This is a genomic window from Fulvivirga aurantia (assembly GCF_009711475.1).
GTDB classification, from domain to species: domain Bacteria; phylum Bacteroidota; class Bacteroidia; order Cytophagales; family Cyclobacteriaceae; genus Fulvivirga; species Fulvivirga aurantia.
Genome location: NZ_SMMD01000038.1, coordinates 1 through 284, shown reverse-complemented (window position 1 = coordinate 284; position 284 = coordinate 1). Strand labels below are relative to the sequence as shown.

1 pseudogene is annotated in these 284 nt (G+C 38.0%); it reads left to right on the top strand.

What is annotated here, in order from left to right:
• Positions 1-93: 93 nt before the first annotated feature.
• Positions 94-284, top strand: a pseudogene (locus E1176_RS00040) (heparinase); the annotation flags it as partial.

The window sequence follows — 284 nt, the reverse complement described above, 5'->3', positions numbered from 1 at the left end:
TCCCCTATGTATCATCAGATAATTCTAAATAGGCTTTTAGATTGCATTAACCTAACTCAAAATAATCATAATTATATTGATAAAGAGTTAAATATGGCCATGCTGAACACGGCCAAGAAGATGCTTTCCTGGATTGAGGTAGTTACTTTCCATAATGGAGACATTCCAATGGTAAATGATTCAACTTATGGAATAGCACCCACCACAGCCGAGCTCCAGGAGTATGCAAGAAGACTTAAGATTACTTGGGCTCCACTTAACATCAAAGAGTCTGGATACCGTGT